The 16931-nt window shown below is 34.0% G+C and carries 16 protein-coding genes; 11 read left to right on the top strand and 5 right to left on the bottom strand.

The window, feature by feature from the left end:
• Positions 1 to 555: 555 nt before the first annotated feature.
• Together AB0A59_RS07175 and AB0A59_RS07170 are read right to left on the bottom strand one after the other, a co-directional pair.
• The gene (locus AB0A59_RS07175) at positions 556 to 849 is read right to left on the bottom strand and encodes an antibiotic biosynthesis monooxygenase family protein (protein WP_458747392.1); all 294 of its coding nucleotides are present in this window, start codon (positions 847 to 849) and stop codon (positions 556 to 558) included.
• Positions 850 to 865: 16 nt separating this feature from the next.
• Entirely contained in the window at positions 866 to 1162 is a 297-nt protein-coding gene (locus AB0A59_RS07170) for a hypothetical protein (protein ID WP_458747391.1), read from the bottom strand.
• Positions 1163 to 1944: 782 nt separating this feature from the next.
• Here AB0A59_RS07170 and AB0A59_RS07165 point away from each other — a divergent pair.
• From AB0A59_RS07165 to AB0A59_RS07125, 9 genes are all read left to right on the top strand, one after another.
• Positions 1945 to 2988: a multicopper oxidase domain-containing protein gene (locus AB0A59_RS07165; RefSeq protein WP_458747390.1), complete on the top strand. Its 1044-nt coding sequence runs from the start codon at positions 1945 to 1947 to the stop codon at positions 2986 to 2988.
• A 1-nt stretch (position 2989) separates the two neighbouring features.
• Entirely contained in the window at positions 2990 to 5791 is a 2802-nt protein-coding gene (locus AB0A59_RS07160; RefSeq protein ID WP_458747389.1) for a multicopper oxidase domain-containing protein, read from the top strand.
• Positions 5792 to 6324: 533 nt separating this feature from the next.
• Positions 6325 to 6924 (top strand): hypothetical protein, encoded by a 600-nt coding sequence (locus AB0A59_RS07155; protein WP_458747388.1) that lies wholly within the window; start codon positions 6325 to 6327, stop codon positions 6922 to 6924.
• Positions 6925 to 7320: 396 nt separating this feature from the next.
• A complete protein-coding gene (locus tag AB0A59_RS07150; RefSeq protein WP_458747387.1) occupies positions 7321 to 7818 on the top strand; it encodes a 4Fe-4S dicluster domain-containing protein in 498 nt (165 codons plus the stop codon).
• 249 nt (positions 7819 to 8067) lie between these two features.
• Positions 8068 to 8253, top strand: coding sequence for a Rieske (2Fe-2S) protein (locus tag AB0A59_RS07145; protein ID WP_458747386.1), 186 nt, complete (start codon positions 8068 to 8070; stop codon positions 8251 to 8253).
• A 309-nt stretch (positions 8254 to 8562) separates the two neighbouring features.
• Positions 8563 to 8964, top strand: a complete 402-nt coding sequence (locus AB0A59_RS07140; protein WP_458747385.1) for a hypothetical protein — start codon at positions 8563 to 8565, stop codon at positions 8962 to 8964.
• 276 nt (positions 8965 to 9240) lie between these two features.
• Positions 9241 to 9780: a 4Fe-4S dicluster domain-containing protein gene (locus AB0A59_RS07135; protein ID WP_458747384.1), complete on the top strand. Its 540-nt coding sequence runs from the start codon at positions 9241 to 9243 to the stop codon at positions 9778 to 9780.
• A 464-nt stretch (positions 9781 to 10244) separates the two neighbouring features.
• Complete coding sequence (locus AB0A59_RS07130; protein WP_458747383.1) at positions 10245 to 10943, top strand: hypothetical protein; 699 nt, start codon at positions 10245 to 10247, stop codon at positions 10941 to 10943.
• 525 nt (positions 10944 to 11468) lie between these two features.
• Complete coding sequence (locus tag AB0A59_RS07125) at positions 11469 to 11993, top strand: hypothetical protein (RefSeq protein ID WP_458747382.1); 525 nt, start codon at positions 11469 to 11471, stop codon at positions 11991 to 11993.
• 106 nt (positions 11994 to 12099) lie between these two features.
• On the opposite strand, the gene AB0A59_RS07120 is transcribed toward AB0A59_RS07125, so the two are convergent.
• Positions 12100 to 12507 (bottom strand): response regulator, encoded by a 408-nt coding sequence (locus AB0A59_RS07120; RefSeq protein WP_458747381.1) that lies wholly within the window; start codon positions 12505 to 12507, stop codon positions 12100 to 12102.
• Between the two features lie 506 nt (positions 12508 to 13013).
• Here AB0A59_RS07120 and AB0A59_RS07115 point away from each other — a divergent pair.
• Entirely contained in the window at positions 13014 to 13406 is a 393-nt protein-coding gene (locus tag AB0A59_RS07115) for a rhodanese-like domain-containing protein (RefSeq protein WP_458747380.1), read from the top strand.
• Between the two features lie 49 nt (positions 13407 to 13455).
• Here the strand turns inward: AB0A59_RS07115 and hsp20 are convergent, their stop codons facing one another.
• Together hsp20 and AB0A59_RS07105 are read right to left on the bottom strand one after the other, a co-directional pair.
• Complete coding sequence (gene hsp20, locus AB0A59_RS07110) at positions 13456 to 14115, bottom strand: archaeal heat shock protein Hsp20 (RefSeq protein WP_458747379.1); 660 nt, start codon at positions 14113 to 14115, stop codon at positions 13456 to 13458.
• 402 nt (positions 14116 to 14517) lie between these two features.
• Positions 14518 to 16074 (bottom strand): SLC13 family permease, encoded by a 1557-nt coding sequence (locus AB0A59_RS07105; RefSeq protein WP_458747378.1) that lies wholly within the window; start codon positions 16072 to 16074, stop codon positions 14518 to 14520.
• 483 nt (positions 16075 to 16557) lie between these two features.
• Between AB0A59_RS07105 and AB0A59_RS07100 the strand changes: the two genes are divergently transcribed.
• A complete protein-coding gene (locus tag AB0A59_RS07100; protein ID WP_458747377.1) occupies positions 16558 to 16914 on the top strand; it encodes a hypothetical protein in 357 nt (118 codons plus the stop codon).
• Positions 16915 to 16931: the final 17 nt, after the last annotated feature.

Here is a 16931-nt window from a genome sequence, read left to right as displayed (position 1 = left end):
GGAATGTTAAACTATAAGTAATTTTCTCTCAGGAATGGTTTATGGGTAATCTGAATTTCCGAATTCCTCAGATTACTAGTGATTCTGTAGGTAAGTGTATGAGTCAATAGTCAATACGGCCTTACTACCTAGAAGTACAGAAATACAAATAATATTAACATATGAATTCTTTTTAGTTTTAGTATCTAATGAATTATCGCATTAGGGATGGAAACATTACTAAATTATAAATATCATAAATAATTGTAAAATTCTAATTTTTCTCGCTATTGTATAGCTATTAGTTTACTGTCTAGTTATTTGTCAATAACTCTAACCAATTTGATTAGTCCTCAGTAAATACTACCAACAAAAGATTATCTTTGCAAATAGATAATTATGTGATTAATTTAGAGTAGATGTTACTGGATATACGCTATATTTTCATCTCTCATAAATCTCTAATAGCCTTTTCTTATGTAATTACGGATCTTTATATCGCATATGATGTTCTATCTCAGCAATATATTGAAAGGAACCTATTTTATATTTTGCTTGATTAGTAAAAAAATACAATCATGTTATTGCATTTACTAAGTCAAAGAACTCTGGTTTGGGCATACCACTAAATAACGAAGACGTTCTCTCATGAATCTGTTTATGTTTGTCGCTAGAATGCATAGCCTTAAAGGTGTCAAATGAATCAAACTCGACTATTGCAATGTAGTTTCCATTTCTGTCTTTTGCAAGTCTTCTTGAAATTAACCCTGGGGTTTCTTTTAGGAGATTATTTGACCAGTCGAACCATTTTCTAAACTCCTCTTCTTGACCTTGATATACTGTTGGAAATTTTGATATTACTATAATCATTTCTTATAGAACCTGTTTATGGTACGTATAATATTGTTTTTTCTATGCCATTGAAACACCTGTACTGGCGGAACTCGATAGAATCCCTGTTTGCTATACATGAGTCCCGTGCGACTGCTACCATGGTCCCATGTATACCCAGTGCGACGTAATTTTCTTCCCTAGATTTGTAAGCATCTTGTACTTTCTTATTTATTGATGATTCTGCATCTATTCTTCCTGGACCCCAAACGAAACGATAGTGTTCTTTATCCACATGTTGATTTCTGCTCACAGGCTGGTGATTTTTTGAAAAGTCTTGATCGATTGGCATGTGAACTATAAATGTTTGAAAAAAATAAACATGACGTTTATGTTGCAAACATATGCATTCATTAAAAGAAGCTATGGTGAGTGAACTGTGTGACTAGAAACACGATTTGCGTTCTCATCTATAATTACAGTAATACTGTTTTCACTTCGGTATTATTTTTGTTTGAATTGTATACCATATCACAAATTGTCAGAATAGATGGGTGGTGATGGGATACACTAGAATGTCTTGATTTGTTGGTGAAGAGCACTAGCACACGTCGAGTCATATCCCATCAACCATGCATGAATATTGGTGCAGGGAGGAAGTATTGGCTTAATTCAATAAGCCAATTTATCTGAGTTGTTGTAGTTTTGGCATAGGTAATCAGTTTTGCTCAAGCTGAGATACAGACAGGTATAATAGTTTAGCATCGAACATATAATAAAGTTTCTAAACTAAGGATTGCATTTTAAGCAATTGTAATCAGTTGTGCCAATTGGTTTGTATGAAAGAGTATAAATGTATATGACAAATTCCTTAATAATTATTAGTTTTTCATTTCATTATCTATTTAGACTTGTTTCATTTAAACATCGTTTATCGATCCCTATATTGGTGACTCTTCTGTCTAACAATTATATCTGATACTCATCAAGTTTGCAGTACCATATAGACTTGTTGTTCATGTACACAAATGATTGCTACAGATTACTAAGATTTGCATCTAATACCGATCTATTATATAACGCCGTTTTATTATCTATACGATCAAGTTAATGTACATATACAAATTAGCCAAATTGAAGTATATAATAACAGCTCTTGCAGTTGGTTTGATAATTGCAAATCTTTTACCATCTAACGGCGCTGGAAATGTATTTGCTCAGTCAAACACAAAGTTAGAACAAGAAAACCGTCATATAAAATCCCATGAAATCGAGATGGGCGTGGATGAACTAAGTGAAGATCGAATTGCTTACAATCTCAACAGTTATTTGGTGCGAGATGTTGATAGTAATGAAACTAAGGACATTACTTCTAATTATACTAATGAGACTACTATTCCTGGACCTACCATCGTAGTAAATGAAGGCGATGAGGTAATCATCACTCTCGTTAATGAAATGGGATGGGGTTATCCAGGTGTTCATACCCATGGTGCACATTATAAAATAACTTCTGACGGTACATTAAAGGAATTAAACAAAGTTTCTGATCAGGCTGCTTCTCCTACAAAACCATTTACTGTTAAATGGAATGCTGCGAATGGTACGGCTGGCTCATGGCCTTTTCATGATCATACCATAGGGAGAAATGTTTTAGGTAAAAGCATGGACGGTCTTGAGACAGTTGGGCTTTTTTCAAGTATAATAATAAATCCCTCTGACGGAAAAGTAAATGCTTTGATTAATGGTGTCCCAAAACAGGTAAATGTCAGCGATATCGATAAAGACTATATTTTATTTGTCAATGATGATGTGTTTTGGGGAACTGAAATAGATTATTCAAAGGGTGGAAAGCATAAACAATTGGGAACTAATCCAACATTAACTGCAGCCAATAATAGTACCGTTAGATTCAATATTCAATCAACAGGAAACGAGTTTCACAATTTTACAATGGATGATATCAAATGGCTCAGTCCGGGAACAAATAAGATTATCAACTCCCACATAATAGGTCCTCTCGCAAACCATGTTTTTACTATTGAAGCCAATAATAATTCAAGCTATTATGATGATTCGACGATTAATCTTCTCGGAGGTATGAATGGAGATTTTGTTATATCCGATTCTGTAGGTAAACAAGTTTCTGAAAATTCAATAAATAAAGAGGAGATTTAAAATGTCATATAATAACAACGATAATAGTCATACAAGATGGATAAAAATAACAAATGTTCTCTATATAGCAGTTATCGCATCGCTAATTTTGACTTCAACAATGATATCTCCTGGAATAGCAAGAGGAACTGAACCATTTATTCCCATAGCTCAGACAAATAACGATGATAGTAAGGTATTTGATACTTTATCATCTCAAGTTTCGTCAAATACAACTGATGGAGATATGGTCCTAAATTCAAGTTCTGATGTTCATGATATAGTGATAGAAGAACAAATACTGCCAGATGGTGAGCCAGCATATAAAATGATTCAACATGTAGTTAATCAATCTAATGGTACCACATTAAATATCACAAATAACTATAGTGATACAGCCACTATTCCTGGACCTGCTATCGTGATAAGCGAGGGTGATAATGCTCATGTAACAATCAACCATCTGGACGGGAATACCACCCAAGAAGATTTTGTTGCATCTAATCCTGGAACATACCTATATCAAGATGACAAATTAGGCGATAGAGGACTTTACGGTGTAGTAATCGTAAATCCACAAGACAAAATGATAGAGGCCCTAATAAACGGAAATATTACTTCCATATCTACCGATGAATTGGATAAAGAAGTCCTATTATTCATGGTAGGGTCCACCTTTTGGGGAATGGAAATTGCTAAGAATGGTACTCAAACTCCTCTGTGGACAAACCCAGTACCAGTGGCAGAAGAGAATCAAAAGATTCGCTTCCACATTGTTGGAATAGGTCCGTCATCAAACCCCAATGGTCACTCTCATACGTTCCATCTTCACGCTCACAGATGGGTTGATCCGGGTACTAGTAATATCATTGATGTAAAAGAGATACATCCGGGTAAAACCCATGTATTTGTCATAGATGTAGGTGATGGTGTGGGTCCTGGCGACTGGCAATACCATTGTCATGTGTTTTCTCATATGGAAGCAGGTATGATGTCTACCTTTAGAGTACTTCCCGCAAGTACAACGTCAAGTAACGATACAAGAGTGCAAGATAGTATCCCTGGCGCTTCTCCATATCACAATTTCGCATCCTTTTCTGTTAGCGATGAGCCAGCAAAATGGTTTAGGAATCTAAATGGGGATATATCAAATACTGGTAGTGAATCCTTGGCAATAATCAACAAATCAGGAACAGTTAACTTCATGATGGACAGTACTAATGGTGTTCACACCGTAACTAGTATAATAAATCCTAAGAATGCTAGCCATATGCCATTTAGCCAAATGATGGCGTATAAGGGAGGAGCCATTGTCGCGCTAGAAGAACCTGGTCTTTACGTATTTGCATGCGGCCTTCATCCCTTTATGCTAGCTGCTATTATTGTTGATGATCCGGAAACGGAGGGACTGGACCTGGGCGAAGAACTTACTTTGATAAATGGGGCTACGATTCCCACAAATAGTGAATTGGCCTTAAAGTTGTTAAGAACATTTTTTATTGCAACTTCTCCATCAAACTGGCAGGATTATACAAATATCTCCCAACCATGGCATGTTTCATATCCTGATGTAGATGCCAGAGTAACAAACGGGACTGTCGTTAATGTCAAAGATGTATTAGAAAAGACTTATGGTCAAAACATTACTTTGACTCCTTTATCAAACCCAACGATTCCTGCAGTAGGAGAAATATGGATTGATACACAGTTTGAAAAAACTGCTGGAAAAACCAAACCGGGAACCGCAACTGCCATCAACGGTACTACATGGAGCGTAAGTAAGAAGGTTTCACTACCTGAAATCAATATGAATAATCCTCATAACATGTGGACTGACAAAAATCAACAACTCATTTACCAAACTCAGTGGTTTGATAACAGGACAACCATATTTGACCGCACAACTGGTGAACTAGTGAGGGACATACAGGTTGGGGATGACCCATCTCATGTTATGACTGGAACTAAAACTGACGAACTGTATATAGCGCTAAACGGTGAAGATGGTGTAACTGTAGTGTCACCAAATCCTGACTTTAACCTTGAAAAGTTCATCTTGTTACAATCTCCAGCAGCACCCTCAACTCATCCACACGGTCATTGGATGAGTTCAGATGACAAATACATGGTAACTCCAGATGCACTTACTGGAACTACAACAGTATATGATATGATGCAAGGTAAAATAATAGGAAAAGTGAAGACAGGTGTCTCTCCTGTTGCAGTTGGAATGATGCCAGATGGGAGCAAATCATACGTTGCTGACTTTTTTGATAGTACTATAAGTGTCATAAATACAACCAACGCGACGCTAATAAAGAAAATTAACCTACTTGCCAATTATGATCCAATAACAGGTAATACAACTGGACCGGTTGGTTTTCTTCCAATACAGACACCCGTCAGTCCGGATGGTCAATACATGGTAACTGCAAACACTGGAGGCACGATAACTATACTGGATACAGATACTGATGAAATAGTCAAAGAATTACCATGTGACCCAGGATGCCATGGAGTTAATTTCGGTGCAAAGAAAGGTGGAGGATATTACGCATATGTTTCAAGTACTTTCTCAAATGAGGTTATAGTAGTAGATGGGGATCCAAATAACGATGGAGATTCCAGAGATGCCCAGATTGTGGGAAAAGTCTCACTGGTTTCTTCCCCTGACACAATGACCGATGACGAGGTAACAGAACTAGAAGGAACAGGAGGTCAAGGAGTACTTGCAATTCCAAATGTATATGATGGTTGGGTACAGAATCTACCAAGTCATTGGAAAGGTCTGTTAACTGAGAAGCAACAGAATCCTCTAAAATGAGATCCAGATTAGAGCAGACAAAATTTATCTTCTTTTTTTATTGTATCAGTATTTGTCCAGTTCATTATCTACTTATAATATATTATAGTTTAGGCATATTCATTATAACTAAGGAATCATTATTACATTCTCTTACAAGACCGCATTCATCATCGTCGCCTGTTGAATCTTAATTGGTCTGATATGGATAAATGAAGGCCACCGAAATTAATTTCGATACACAATCTATATCGTCTTTCTTTCTCTAATGCTTTTGGATTTGTCTCGAATTAAAGAAATGATGTTAATAGTCTACAGGTAATTAGATATATTGTAAGATAAGGTACAAAAAGGCAATTTGAGTCCAATTGTTAGAGTGTAACCCTTGTTTGTGATTTGTCTTATATAGATAAGTATTTATGATTATCACAATAAACAGAATTTTAAAATAGTTACTAAAGGAGTTCATTTAATTGTAAAATATAGACTCTAATTGCAATTGGTTGCAATCGGTACCTCGTATTTATATCCTAATGCTTGGATTATTTTTATCTATGAATAAACTCTCAATAAATTCAAAATTCACTTTAACCTTTATGGTGGCAGTGTTTTTTACAGCAAATCTAATAATAGGAAATAACAACTTATTTCTATCTGTAATGGCTCAAACAACAGAAGAAGCTGTTGATAGCTTCTCTGCTACTGGATATACAGGACAACTACTCACACTACCTCCTACTATAACCCAAGTTGAAGCGACACAAAATGAATCAGCCATTGGGCCGTCCATCGGATCAGTAATTGGTGGAAACTGGAGTTTTATTGTTACTGATGGTCAACTGCAGGACTTTAGATGGAATGCAACCTCATATACACTCGGCGGAGATGTAGAGGGCACTTTTGCAATCAATGGAATAAATGACGCTGGTCCTTTAGATACTTCTTCAGGTGATTCAATCACATTGGACGGAAATAGTACCACATTTACAGGTACAACAGACATCGAAATTAACGGAGAGACTATATTTTCTGATGTTCCAGTAGTGTTATACATTCTAAATGGAAATATCGCTAGCTTGACTCTAAGTCATGAAGAAACAGAAGGTATATTTACAGTTCCATTGTACGGTATAGTAACATCTCTAACACGATAATAAAGTAAATCACTTACTTTATTTTCTATTTATTTTAGCAATATTGAAATTCAAATTCCTTGTCTTTACATGAAAATCGCTATCGAATTGACTAATACTTTTAGTTGCGAAGATGTCTGGAGTGCTAAAGTCATGCCGCTTTACTCCGCAATATTTTGATTTACAGATACTATTTTGTATTTAGACAAAGTAGAATTAAATTACAAAGATTGTTGAATTTAAAGATGTTATCTATCTCCTATTAGCCCACTGGTTACAAGCATACAATTCAATTATAATATATTATTTTGTTTTTGGGATTCTATCACATCCAGACTAGAGACAAGATTAGATAAACACATATGTTTGCAACTGAATCTCACTCAGTTAAATACTTGAATGAATAGGATAAATAGCATGACAATAGACCCAGAGTTTCCAAAAAATCATCAAATAATTGGGAAACATAAGAATGCAGATGGAAGATTCCATTTCGTTTGGGGTCCGGTAAGAACGGATGCCGAGTCATCTGAAAATGCAGATGTACAAGAGGCTTATAAACAAAGAAAAGAAGAATATGTAGGTTTAGGAGTACATGGAACATTCGTTGCCCTAGATTGGGACTCTTGTATTGCCGATGGCTCTTGTATCGAGGTATGTCCCGTACAAGTGTATCAATGGTATAGATCAGAACAAGACGTTCCTGCAATAGAGATGACTAATGCTACAAGCGAAGGTACGGGAGATGATAGAAATAAAGAAGGTAGAAAGGATTATACAGATAAATCCGACCCGATAAGAGAACGCGACTGCATTTGGTGTATGGCATGTGTGACAGTGTGTCCAACTAATTCTATCAAAGTAGATGAAGCGAATTTAATAGTTCATGAAGAAATGTCAAAGAAGTTTAGTTGAAATATTATGGGCATTGATCTTAACATTCAACTTTTTTTTATGAATATTTCAATAGACGATTTGGATAACCAAACATTGATTGATGGTCATTGTAGTAAACAGATTGTATGTTAGGAGAGTAAAAACTATCTAAGAGTATTTTTTAGTAATTGATGTTTAGCAATGATAGTTTATAGTATATTTCTTTATCTAAACACCGCATTTGAAAAAGGAATAACAATTATTGACGATTCTTTATTTATATAGATAATGGCATGGATAAATGTATGCAAAGTAGACGTCTTAGATAATGATAAACTTGTGGCATTTGATTACAAAGATAAAAAGATTCTTGTAACTAAAATACAAGACAAAATTTATGCAACTGATAGAATATGTACACATGAGTACACTGACCTATCGACAGGTTTCTTAAATGAAGACGAAAAACCATAACATGTCCACTGCATTTTTCTAGATTTGAATTAGAAACCGGTATATCGCAAAATCCTTCAGCAAATCTTCCCCTAAAAACATATGATAACAAGCTGGAAGACAATTGTGTTTACGTTTTTATCGATTAAAGGATTTCAAAATTGTAGATGGATTAAATATCAAAGTACTTTAAATAATCCGATGATAATAAAAGAAGAAATTAGAATGATTCGGAAATTCTAAAATTAATTAATACCTGATAAACAAGTGATGATTATAATTTTCTGAACTTAATATTATAATTATATACTTTGTTTCCTATTTTACGGCATGAATGATAAAAATCAAAGTAATAAAGAACGTAATAATGATTTGATTCCGTCAAATGTAATTGCTAATATAGCTAATTTTAATATGCAATTCTACAATAAAGTCTATAATGAAGACAATCCTGTTATCATAAATATTGCCAAGATGTTAACAGTTATGGGACAGCAAGAAAACACTATTAGGATTTTATACAATATTATGGGACAAAATTATAGTGACAAACAGTTACATGATATGCACAATACAATATTTGGAGGTCTAGAGAGTAACATAAGTGAGAAAGATGTTAAAGGTATAGACTTTAAAGGTATTATAGACAAACTAACTACATGTATACATCAACAAAATCAACAGATAAAAGAGCTATCTGATAAAATCAGAAACAAAGTGCAGGCACATTAATAACGAAAACAACTAGGTGACATAATCTTAAATAAATGAAGAATATGAAATAACTGCAAGTGTAAAATATCATTTTGCAAAACATAAAGTTTTACATTTAAAGTAGATGATGATCTTAAATTAATAAATGATTCTTCAAATAAAATAAATTATATAACAATATTAATAATTGTCTTTTACAAATATGAACTAGAGAAAATTAGCTAAAGTGTGTTGATGACTCTATACTCTGATACGACTGTAAGCGGTTATAAGTATTGTTAAACGTATTTCGATATGCCAATAGATCCAGATTTTCCAAAAAATCATAAAGTAATTGGAAAACATAACCATTCTGATAATGAACACTTTCACTATGTTTGGGGTCCAGGAAGAACAGATGCAGAAACCTCCACCAGCGATGAAGTTCAGGATGCATATAAAGCAAGAGGGGAAGAATACGTAGGATTAGGAGTTCACGGAACTATGGTCGCAGTAGATTGGGATTCTTGTTATGCTGATGGAGCTTGTATAGAAGCCTGTCCTGTACAAGTATTTCAATGGTATAGAACAGAACAAGATGTTCCTGCAATAGAAATGATAAATGCGACAAGTGAAGGAACCGGTAGCACAGAAAAGGAAGAAAGAAAAGATTATACCGACAAGTCAGATCCAATCAGAGAACATGATTGTATTTGGTGTATGGCCTGTGTATCTGTATGTCCTCCTCAGGCAATCAAGGTAGATCAATCTAATCTGGAATATCACGAAAAAACCGAAGGTACGTATAATGAATCACTCTCAAAAGGTAGCGCACCACCACCCCATGCACACTAAAAAAAGTAACGATGATACTGTAAAAACAAAGAATCTTGATCTATCTGATCTTACTATTTTATATTATCAAGTACATTTGTTAATCGATTAATATAGTGGAGACTAGTAAACGATATGACAATAGATAGTGGAATTTCCTCTTTGTTTGTTAAAATGGGTTTTTTGTGCCCAGTTTGCCCCTTTAGATAATGAGATTATTTTCTGTCATCGCCGCCAAAAAGGTAATTTCACGGATATAGAATCAATTGATTGCCAATCCCGGTTAATACCAGTTATTCTATTATAGACTCAATAGTTTAGTCCATATCTTTTTGAAGATATTTAATTTATTCCATTGCTAAAACCTGCTATGACGTATTGAAGAGCATGAATCATATTCCTTAGAAGTATCTTCCATTGGTGACTTTTACTCAGAATGGACAAACTTTATCAAGCTTTTATAGTTTTTTAGCTAATAGGGGATAATGAATGAATCTAAAAGAATAGTTTATGCAGTATTTTCTCTCGTCTCGCTACTTTCATTGACAGTTGGAAGTATCTATTTGAGTCAAAACGTATTGGCTCAAAATACTACTACCAACTCAACTAATACTACCAATGCCACTAATACTATTGCACCCTCAAATAATTCAACCAATGCAATAGATACTTTTCGTGCTCAAGGTCAGATATCAAGCATAGCTTCAGATACTTTGGCAGGAAGGACCGATAATTCTTCAGAAAATGTAATGTGGATTTTGGGTGGTGATTGGGAATTTAATGTTGCAGATGGCAATCTAACAAACTTTGTTGTTGATATAGCAATGACCCAAGTTGATGGAACAGCTGCACATAAGCACACCATCGAGAAATTAAATAATGCTAGCGGAATGCCCGTTAGTCCTCAACAACCACAACAAGTGGACCTGATGACTGACGAACCTGCTTCAAAGATTGCATTGGTAAACGGTAATACTACCATGTTTAGAGGTACAGCCGACTTGACAACAAACGAAAATGTTGAATGGCAAGGTGTTCCAATACATGTTACCCTCTTTAACGGAAACATACTAAATCTTGGTATGGATGCCTCAAAGACTGAAGACCACTTTAAGGGGCTTCCTGTATTCGGAACTGTTCAATCGATAGTTGATGAAAACGGTAGAGAGTTGCTAAATAAATAGATGACATCTATTACTATTTTTTTAATTTAACTACAGATATTAATTTATAATCTTCAATTAAAAAACGGCAAAATTGAAACAAGTATTTAATCAACGTTTTCAAACCCTCAACTATATTATAGAAATTAGACAGTTTTAGTATATTTTCAACAACGCCATTTTCATCATATAATATAATAGCAGGTTCTTTCGGACCCGGATTCAGAGACACCGGAAACATATACCTTAGATTCCTATCATCATTATAATAATGAAAATTACATTGACGTTGAAATACATATACTATATATTACTTAATCATAAATACATTGATGGTCTAAACGAGGTTGTTTGAAAAAGAGGTGACTTATAATTACCACCGATCATAATAAGGTAATTCAAAATATAAAGATCGAGGATGTAGTTAATCATGCAACTAATTCAAATCCAGGTTTACATTATGCGATTATTTATGATGATTTGATAACTCTACGTGAGTTTTATTCATATTATACACAATTACAAATAGAAGAAAAAAAAGAGATTGTGATTATCAATCCTTTCTACGAAACCACAGATTTAGTAAGAGAGACTTTAGCAACTGGATACAAGGCAATAGATGTAGAAAAATACGAAAAAAAAGAAAAAAGACTAGTTATTGGCGATTCTTTAAAGAAATATCTAGGTCAAAAAGAAAAAGCAGGAGGAATTGCAGATGTAAATTTAGAGGTAGAACAATTAAACGAAAGTAAAGAGAATGAATCAAACAAAAAGACAACAAACATGGTGAATGGTAAATCCAACTGGTGGGCCGATAACGAACAAATGGTTAAACATGCGGAAAAAATGGGGAATATGGGATTATCTATTTTAGCTGATGCCGGTGCGTTCTACTTTATGGGAAAGACAATAGAGCTTTTAGATTATGAATGTTCTTTACCTAAACAATTTGATCTAAACATGAAAGCGTTTTGTATATACAACCAAAAAGACTTTGACAGACTAACAGAAGAACAAAAACAAGAACTAGTGAAACATCATGGCATGGTCATAAAAATAGAAGCTCATTAATCAAACTTATAGGATTAAATACATACCAACAACATTATTGTTAGATTAGTTGAATCTATTTCGCTTCTCTTTTGAATTACTGACCTATCTATTGAATGGTTAATTATTAGTTGTTATCTTTACTAACATTATGGACTACCAAGTCTTGTTCTATGAATTTTTTTAGTGTTGAAAGTTTTATGGGTTTTTGTAATACTTTATCTATTTTTGCTTTTTGATAATTTTTATAATTTTTTATATCATCTATGTCAAATGCAGTAGTCAAGAATATTTTAACTTTAAAATTTAATTCTCGTATCCTATTTGCAAGTTCTATTCCAGACATGCCCGGCATTCTTAAATCTGTCAAAATCAAAGAATACTTGTCTATGCATTGCTTGTAGTGTTCTAAAGCATACAAAGGATTGGTGAAAGAAGTCACATTATAGCCCATTTCTTTAATAAATTCTTCATAAAGACTAGCAAGTTCCTGCTCATCATCTACCACAAGAAAGGATAAGGATGATGATTGCATTAGTAAAATGTTTATATGATTGAAATATTTAACTATTGCTTTCAATTTCCAATAACAAACATTATTTACATAGTCATGTAGACATTACTAGTTTATGTTGTTTAAATATAATATAACAATATTTAGAAGACCGTTTGTATGATTAAATTAAAATGTTATAGCAATCCAAACTCAGGAACATGTTTTTGGAATTTAAAAAATGCTAAATTATTTTAACTCTTATCTTATCAGAATTAGAGTATCTATAATGAGCATTATAGTTAATCAACTACTCAACAATAGGTTTGTGTCTGATAGTCTAAAGATAAGACAATGTCTTATCTTACTGTCGGTGGGAATGTTTGTTCTATTTTTTCATTTCCAATAAAAAACCGTTATGTATTGTTTGTAAATTATTAATAGTGTATTTTGATTATTTTCTCGCCGCATTTAGACTCAATATATCTATTACTAAACCCCTCTCATTTATACAAATATTTATTTAATTAACAGATCCCATATACCTCATGGATTCGAAGCCCACCGAACCCGTGGTTACCATACTTTACATTCTTGATTTAATAAATTCGTCTTCCGTAAGTACTTGCCTTAGACAAGTTCCAATATATCTTTACTCTACTGTTGGTAATAGAGCAGACATTGCAGCAGACGAGCTTAACAAACAAGGATTCAACGCCTTTACTATTAAAGGTGGGTTTATTGCATGGAAACATGAAGTACAAGGAAGGCAAAACGTTGTTAAACTTGGAAAATTTAAAGAAGTAATAGATAAAATTCAAAAATCAAAAAAGAAGTGGAAGAAAAACTATGCACCTATACTGATTAGATTGGGTCTATTTTATCACAATGTCAAAACTCGTTTAGTAAATAATCTCGAACAAATTTTTCTACCACTGTAATCCAGTTAACTTCGGTGATATACATGAAAAGATCGTATATGGTTATCTGCTAATCTATCTTTATCTCTTTTCCCTTTGGTTTTGTTTCTTTTATTTTCTTAAACGTTATTTCGAGAATCCCGTTGTTGAATTGAGATTTGACATTTTCAATATCGATGTTTTTGGGCAAATCTATATTCTTGTGGTATTTCCTTTTAGCATCAGTTGACTTTACTTCAACCGAATCTTCAGTTACGTTTATTTTTATATCCTCTTTTTTTACTCCTGGCATTTCTAAAACGATTGTAACTTGGTCAGTGGTAGTGTTGATATCTACCAGTGGTTCTCTCTCATCAGACAAACGCGGTCTGCTTCTACCACCCATCTCAAATCCTCTTTCTGAAGGTCTCACGTTTCCAAATTCTTGTATTTTTGGTTTACCGTCAGGCCCTATGGTCATAGAATAACCATAAACTATTGGACCAATCTGTCGGATTTTAGATCCATCGGGTGTCTGATACTCTTTTACCAATTCTTTTGAAGTTGTATCATGATTAGAATCATTAAGCTCATCAAACATTTTTTGCATCTGTGAGCGTATTTCATCAAAATCCCTGAATGGATTCATCTCAAAAAAATCACTATCACCATATCCACCATATCCTAATCTATTACTATTGTTGAAAAATCGTCTAAACCAGTCATTTGGTTCGATATCCCCGCTGTTCATAGGAATTAATTGGGTTTTAAAGTTTAAATAGCTAACAGATATGGATTTCTTAGTTGGTTACATTAATTTCTATCAGTGAAGTTATAATTTTATAGTTATCATAATTTAAGATAGAAATTAAAAAACAATATTCAAAGTATTATTCCCATAGTAATGATGATTTAAAACATCTCATCTATTAGCAATTTAGTTGCTACTCTTACACCTTAAGGTCATTATTGGATAATGGATTTTCGATTTCCGTATGACCAAACGTACAGTACATCAGTAAAGATTGTAATAACCTTAAATCTTATTTATTTTTGGCAGACTAATACTGCTTATTAATTTGTTTTTATAAATAGATAAAGAAAAAAAGATTCGTATCTATTAATTTCAGTTCCTCTTTATCGACCAGTTTCGTCAAAATACCAAAGGAACAAGGATACTGGTTAGTATGGTTACTAAAGCAATTGAAATAAGATCCAGAGGAATCCCAGCTCTTGCCATCTTTCCCATAGTGATATGACCGGTTGAATAAACAATTGCGTTTGGAGGAGTTCCCACTGGCATAATAAAACCATAGCTAGTGGCTATAGCTACAGGTGCCATAAATAGGATTGGATCTATGTTCATCGAAATTGCAAGTGAAGCCGAGATAGGAAGTAACAATGCAGCTGTAGCAGTGTTACTTATCATCTCTGTAGGTATAATTGCAAGTGTCACGAAAATTAGGATCATGACAAGATAATTGGTACCACTCATAAAACTAATTTGATGAGCAATCCAATCTCCCAAACCGGTTGATGTATATCCATCTGCGAGGGCCAGGCCCCCTCCAATAAGGATAAGGACACCCCAGGGGATAGTAACTGCGGTCTTCCAATCCAGCAATTTAGACGATGTGTTTACATTATTATTATTTAGTTTGTTAGTTTCGTTCTCTTGAACGTCAATTTTTTTTTGAGGCATTCTGGCCCACTCATCAGTTCTATCATCTGATGTATGATTATTAACATTGGCTTCTTCTTTTGAAGGTAGTATAAATAATACTATGGCGGCTGCTATAGCAATCATGGAATCATCTACCATCGGTAGAATATCTTTCCATATGATTCCTCTTGTAATCCAGGCTATTGCTGTGATTATAAACACTATAGCGACCAATTTCTCATCTCTACTCATGTTGCCAAGATTGGATAATCTCTTATGCAAAGCATGTTTTTCTCCAAAAATATCTTGCCCCATATCGGTTATTTTGGAACCGAATCGGATCATATATTGCCAAGTTATGAATAATGAAATAGCGCCAATGGGTAATCCAATTAATAACCATTGACTAAACGTAACATCTACCCCAGCAATACTGGATGCTAGAGATGCAAAAATTGCATTTGGAGGGGTTCCTATTAATGTGGTAACACCACCAATACTTGCGGCATAAGCAATGGATAGTAATAAGCATACTACAAATCTTTGATGCTTTTCAACATCTCTTAACATCGAAATTATTGCCAACGCTATCGGGAGCATCAGAATAGCTGTAGCGGTATTGCTCATCCAAGCTCCCAGTAGCCACGTTACAACCATAAATCCTGCCACAAGCATTCTAGGAGTTGTTCCAAATATCTTGATAATTTTATAGGCTAAGCGTTTATGTAGATTTACCTTTTCGACTGCTTTAGCTAGCAAAAACCCGCCCAAAAATAAGAAGATAATCTTATTGGTATAATTAGACGACGTCTGATCAAATTCCATAACACTAAGAGCAGGAAACAAAACAAGTGGCATCAAAGCTGTTACATATATAGGAACTGGTTCTGTTATCCACCAGACTGCCATCCAAACGGTAGTCGCTAATACAATTTTTTCATCTAAGGTTAATTCGTCTACTGGTAATAAGGGCGAGATAACTATTATCAAGAATAGAATCGGACCCAAAAATAATCCCACTTTGGCGATGGCATTTCGTGAGATCATATAGTATTGTAAAAAGATTAATAGTAATAAGGCTTTTAGGGCAATTGAGATAACTATCTTATTTGAATGTCTATTTTGCTATTGTTTGGCAAATAATCGATCAATATAAAGTAGTATAATTTACATATCCCCATAACAAGGTTCTAATAGAAAATTAAGACAAATATTTGAACAAGGACATATTATATTACTAATAAATAGTATCACTTGTTCTCAATACTTAAATCTAGATCAGTCACAAATTATCGTCAAATAAATAGACCAACCTGATAAGGGGATGGTTACAGTCAACAATGAAATTGGTCATCATTTTTTGGGTTTAATTTGTTAGATTAAGAGAATGAGAGACGGGATTTGGGATGATCTTCTTTTTAACCATAACTATAAACATACACCTCACCTAAGATCGTACAATAATTGTAATTTAATATACCGAATCAGTAAATACTTTCTTAAATAGTTTGTTAATCATTAGTTTCTGCATTGATATCCCATATAAATGCAAAATTTTATTTTAATCGCAATATCAAGACTTTAGCATTGTTTGGACTAATACTTTTGTCAGTAGTACCGGCCATGTTTAGTGGTTTTTCCTCTACCGTTACAGCCAGTAATATTGTTCAGACGGTATTGGCACAAGGAGAAGATCCATTTCCTTTAACAAATAATGAAACATTAACTCCAGCACAACAGCAAGCCCGTGAGCAACTTTTGAATAATGAGGGTTTCTCGGTAAATGTGTTAGCTAGAAATCTTAGCGCGCCCCTAAATCTTCTATATGGTCCTGACGATACACTCTGGATCACAGAACGGATAGGAAAGAATATTGTACAAGAATAGATCCAAGTAATGGTACA

Source organism: Candidatus Nitrosocosmicus sp. T (assembly GCF_054408485.1).
The sequence above is the reverse complement of the archived record's forward strand: the minus strand, read 5'-3'. Positions and strand labels throughout refer to the sequence as shown.

Excerpts from the sequence above, each read along its gene's own strand:
- AB0A59_RS07160 (WP_458747389.1), top strand. The coding sequence starts at position 2,990 with ATGTCATATAATAACAACGATAATAGTCATACAAGATGGATAAAAATA.
- AB0A59_RS07120 (WP_458747381.1), bottom strand. The coding sequence starts at position 12,507 with ATGCAATCATCATCCTTATCCTTTCTTGTGGTAGATGATGAGCAGGAA.
- AB0A59_RS07140 (WP_458747385.1), top strand. The coding sequence starts at position 8,563 with ATGAATGATAAAAATCAAAGTAATAAAGAACGTAATAATGATTTGATT.
- AB0A59_RS07155 (WP_458747388.1), top strand. The coding sequence starts at position 6,325 with ATGAATAAACTCTCAATAAATTCAAAATTCACTTTAACCTTTATGGTG.
- AB0A59_RS07145 (WP_458747386.1), top strand. The coding sequence starts at position 8,068 with ATGGCATGGATAAATGTATGCAAAGTAGACGTCTTAGATAATGATAAA.
- AB0A59_RS07130 (WP_458747383.1), top strand. The coding sequence starts at position 10,245 with ATGAATGAATCTAAAAGAATAGTTTATGCAGTATTTTCTCTCGTCTCG.
- AB0A59_RS07150 (WP_458747387.1), top strand. The coding sequence starts at position 7,321 with ATGACAATAGACCCAGAGTTTCCAAAAAATCATCAAATAATTGGGAAA.
- AB0A59_RS07175 (WP_458747392.1), bottom strand. The coding sequence starts at position 849 with ATGATTATAGTAATATCAAAATTTCCAACAGTATATCAAGGTCAAGAA.
- AB0A59_RS07105 (WP_458747378.1), bottom strand. The coding sequence starts at position 16,074 with ATGATCTCACGAAATGCCATCGCCAAAGTGGGATTATTTTTGGGTCCG.
- AB0A59_RS07170 (WP_458747391.1), bottom strand. The coding sequence starts at position 1,162 with ATGCCAATCGATCAAGACTTTTCAAAAAATCACCAGCCTGTGAGCAGA.
- hsp20 (WP_458747379.1), bottom strand. The coding sequence starts at position 14,115 with ATGAACAGCGGGGATATCGAACCAAATGACTGGTTTAGACGATTTTTC.
- AB0A59_RS07115 (WP_458747380.1), top strand. The coding sequence starts at position 13,014 with ATGGATTCGAAGCCCACCGAACCCGTGGTTACCATACTTTACATTCTT.
- AB0A59_RS07135 (WP_458747384.1), top strand. The coding sequence starts at position 9,241 with ATGCCAATAGATCCAGATTTTCCAAAAAATCATAAAGTAATTGGAAAA.